The 3,890-nt window shown below is 64.6% G+C and carries 4 protein-coding genes; 1 reads left to right on the forward strand and 3 read right to left on the reverse strand.

Going from position 1 to position 3,890, the window contains the following annotated elements:
• Nucleotides 1-251 precede the first annotated feature (251 nt).
• A complete protein-coding gene (locus ABD901_RS58165; protein WP_345144906.1) occupies nt 252-683 on the reverse strand; it encodes a hypothetical protein in 432 nt (143 codons plus the stop codon).
• Nucleotides 684-931: 248 nt separating this feature from the next.
• A complete protein-coding gene (locus ABD901_RS58170) occupies nt 932-1,471 on the reverse strand; it encodes a hypothetical protein (RefSeq protein ID WP_345144908.1) in 540 nt (179 codons plus the stop codon).
• A gap of 1,149 nt (nt 1,472-2,620) precedes the next feature.
• On the opposite strand from ABD901_RS58170, the gene ABD901_RS58175 reads away from it, so the two are divergent.
• Nucleotides 2,621-3,043 (forward strand): hypothetical protein, encoded by a 423-nt coding sequence (locus ABD901_RS58175; RefSeq protein ID WP_345144911.1) that lies wholly within the window; start codon nt 2,621-2,623, stop codon nt 3,041-3,043.
• A 4-nt stretch (nt 3,044-3,047) separates the two neighbouring features.
• Here ABD901_RS58175 and ABD901_RS58180 read toward each other — a convergent pair whose 3' ends face one another.
• On the reverse strand, nt 3,048-3,737 hold the full coding sequence (locus tag ABD901_RS58180; RefSeq protein WP_345144914.1) for an IS6 family transposase: 690 nt from the start codon (nt 3,735-3,737) through the stop codon (nt 3,048-3,050).
• Between the last annotated feature and the right edge of the window lie 153 nt (nt 3,738-3,890).

The following is a 3,890-nucleotide window of genomic DNA, read 5'->3' on the forward strand; positions in this document are numbered from 1 at the left end:
TGTTCATGAGCAGCAGTGATATCACGCCGTGGACCGGTTTGCATGATCCGGCAGACGGGGCTCATCGACACGACCAGGCACCAACTCGGCTCGGTCGACGGGATGCTGGATATGCCGTTGAGCAAGGGCCATGAGCAAGATCAGGTGCACGGACATCGGCAGTTCAGCGCACCGGCCGGCGCCGGACGCTCGTTACGCGGCGTGACGGAGTTCGCCGACCTTGCGCTCGCGGTCGGCGGCAGAGTCGGACGTCAGCAAGAACGCCGATGGTCGAGGCGGGCTTCGATGACCTCGCCTCGTGATGTGGTCAGCACACGTGCGCCCATGTGTTTGTCGAGGAAGATTGTGATCTCCTCGCGGTCGCCCGCACCCAAGGTGGGGAGATCGTTGTCGCCCGGCTGGAAGGCGTCCAACAGCGCGTCGCGCAGCTCTTCGTTCAGCAGCGGCAACACGTACGCGTCGACCTCCTCGTCGGCGAACTGCTCAGGAAGGGTTCCCCGCAGGAACAGCAGATCGGCAACCCGCCGCGCCGGACTGGCTGGCTCCGGCTCGCAGCCGCACGTGGCGACCTTTCCGAGGCGGACCGCCGGTGCCGACTCTACGATGCCATCGAGCTCAGCCGTGTCTTTCAGATTCCACCAGCGCCGAGCGTCGCCCGCTGGCACGGACCTCCAGATCGCCACCAGCCAGCTTGTTTCTACCCAGCACCTCATCACGCCGAACCTCCGGTGAGACCTTTCAATACACGCGCGCTATTTGGCAGGACCGGAAGCCGTCGACCTTGCTGAGCTCGTCACCCGCTGTGACGGGCATTCGCCCGCCGCCGCGCACCAACGGCGGCATGTGCGTGCAGCCGATCAAGCGGTTTGCGCGCTGTGAGGCGCTTAGATCGTCAAGCGAGGCACACCCCGCCACCGAAAGCGCCTCATCGTCACGCGACATCGAACTCCTCACCCGACACCATCACGCCGCGCCGCCGAAACTCGTCTGGGGTGTACTGCTCGGCGGCGGCCCGCCCGTCCGGCGTGTCGAACATCCACCACGGCTCCGGCAGTGATGCATGCTCCGCCCACACCGGGCAAGGATGGCCGTCCTTGGAGGAGAGCAGGTCAGCCAGCGCCGCCACGAACACATCCCACCGCGGGTCACCGGTCGACGCCGGCGGATCGACAAGCAGCCGGTTCCGGACGTCGGCTGGCTCGCTCCAGTAATTCCCGACGCACCTGCCTACGTACCGCCAGCGGACCCCATCGGTGGCGTCGACGAGGTGTGCCGCAAGCTTCGCGATCGGCATCGGTTGGTCGTCTACTTCATCGGCTGGCAGGGCGACGAAATCCGATGGATCGAGTGCCCCGATCTTGGCGAGCCAGTCATCGCTGTAGCCGGGCCCTCCGCCGGGCCGCCCTCGCTGTTCGACGTCGGCCAGCCCGCCCGTGACGCACCGCGCTTCCTCGCCGGGATCATCGCTCACCTCACGGAGTATGCCAACAACACCGAGAATCACCCGGTCACCGTTCCGGCCGGCGCAGCCGGCAGGTTCTCGAATCCTGCTCCTCGAACCGGACTGCCCCACGATCAGGAGCACTGACATCGGCGGATGAGTGAATTGGTCAAGCACCCCTACCGGCAAGGCCGTAACTCACCGTAGTGTCTCGTCTCGACAGATCCGGATGTAGGCGAGACTACGGAGCCCCGGCGGACACGGCCTCCATATGATCGGTTGCTCGCTGGTTGCTCGGATGTTCGCTACCTGGCACGGACGGAGCCGTACGGCTCCGGAACTTGCACGTCCCCTCCGAGGCGGGCGTCGGCATCTGCGGATATCCGAGCCCGCTGACCAGCGCGGAGGTAGCCGGACTACTTCGGAGGCGCCGCGTCCTTCACGGACTTTTTGTTGCTATGCTTGAACTTGAGCTAGTTGATCGTCCACTTCGGACTTTTAACCCTCAGGAATACGCCATCCATGCCGGTCAACATGGCCGTTGAGCAGTCAAAACGCTGACGCTGACTGTCCACTGTGGATCTGAGGCGCTCCGCGGGTGCTCGTCTGTTTCGGAGCGATTGAGTGTGTCCTCGTCCAACCGAAGGCGACGTTGTCCGAAAGACAAGCCAGTCTCGGAATCCAGCCAATGACCGGGCCGCGCGCTGGTCATGTCAACGGTTCTTCGTTGGATCGGCAGTGCGGTTTCGGGCTATCCCGGCGATCCTGCTGCCGGCGTAGGAGCCTGAAGATCATCAGTAGTCGGCGTTCACCGGTCATCCGCCCACAAGGCTAGCAATTTCACTATCTAACCGGGCAAAGAGAATCACGCAGGAACTGCCCCTCATTCCGACGAGAAGGGGAGTGTGTGTCGCTGTGCGCTCCTGTAGCGTGCAAGTGCAGTTCGTTCGAACAAAGGAATGTTCATGCCGGAACCGAATGCCGAGCAGCCCATCCTGCGGTTCCACCGTCTTGGCCTACCAACCCGGCACCCTTGCACGATGGGCTTCCGACACATATCCGGCGGGAGCACCGACGCCATACCCTCCGAGATCGGCGAACGCACGGCCACCCACTCAATATCCCGCGTTCCACACCGCGGCTCATCCGCTCGCCGCGCCGTCGGGCCTGCACTACTTCATGACGCCGGCACCGCCGCCCAGAAACAACACCGGCACGATTCTCGCCATCGTCCTCAGCATAGCCGGGCTCCTGTTCCTCGTGTTCTGTATCGGTGGCGCCCTGCTGGTCAGGGGCACGTCGAGTGCCACTTCGGGCGACGATTACAAGGTCAGCCAGTGTCTGGATGAGAGTCCCACCCAGACAGTTGCCGGGCAGGCAGCCCTTCCCGATATTGTCGACTGCGATGACCGCCGCGCCGGGGCACGGATCATCGCCATTTTCGACAGCGCAACTGCTTCTGACGCATACAGAAAGTGCCCGACGTCGACTGTCGCTGCCCTCGAGGTGCGCAACAAGGCGGCCAACGAGAGCAGGCTCCTCTGCGGGCGCCGTTGCGTTGTGGGATCACCCGACGCGTCAAACCCGTGTCGGGTCCGCTAAATAGTCAGATCGCCCGGGCGAGTTCGGTGAACGCGGCGGCGACTCGCGTAGCCGGCGGGGCGTCAACGGCGAGTTCGTAGTGGCTGCGGCGGAGGTTCTGCATGAACGCGTGGCCGGCGATGATGACCTGTGCCGTCTGATCCGTCCGTAGGCCGCGCATCGGTCTCAACCGGTGTTTCAGTTGGCTGTGATCAGCCTCGATCGGATTGTTGGCGTGCTGCTCGACGTGGTGCCACGCCGACGGGATCAGCTCGTCCAGGACGGTGGGGTAGACCGCGGCGGCATCGGTGACCACCTCGGTGGGCTTGACCTTCAACGTGGACAGCACCCGGCGGAAGAACCTCCGCGCCGCGTCGGCGTCCCGGCGCGCCGAGACCAGCACATCGATGACCTGGCCGTACTGGTCGACCGCCCGGTACACGTAGCGCCAGACTCCGTTGACCTTGACGTAGGTGTCGTCCACGTGCCACCTGTCTCCCGGCGAGTGCCGGCAGAACCGGGCAGCGTCGGCCAGCAACGGCGTGAACCGCTGCGCCCATCGGTACACGGTGACGTGATCGACCTCCACGCCGCGTTCGACCAGCAGCTCCTCAACGTCGCGATACGAGAGGTTGAAGCGTAGATACCAGCGCACGGCGACGACGATCACCTGCGGCGGGAACCGGAACCCGGAGGACGCCGATCTCGGAGGCAGCCACGGATCAGGTCGAGTCGATGACGTCACCGCTCACTGGTGCACCATCCCTGTATCCGAGTCGCCCGTTTGATCGCTGAGTGGGAGGGTTCGGGTGCACCCCTGGTCCCCGCCGGGCCATCGCCATCACCGCTCGACCTTCGAGGTCCAGCT

It is taken from the genome of Dactylosporangium darangshiense (assembly GCF_039537565.1).
Lineage (GTDB): Bacteria > Actinomycetota > Actinomycetes > Mycobacteriales > Micromonosporaceae > Dactylosporangium > Dactylosporangium darangshiense.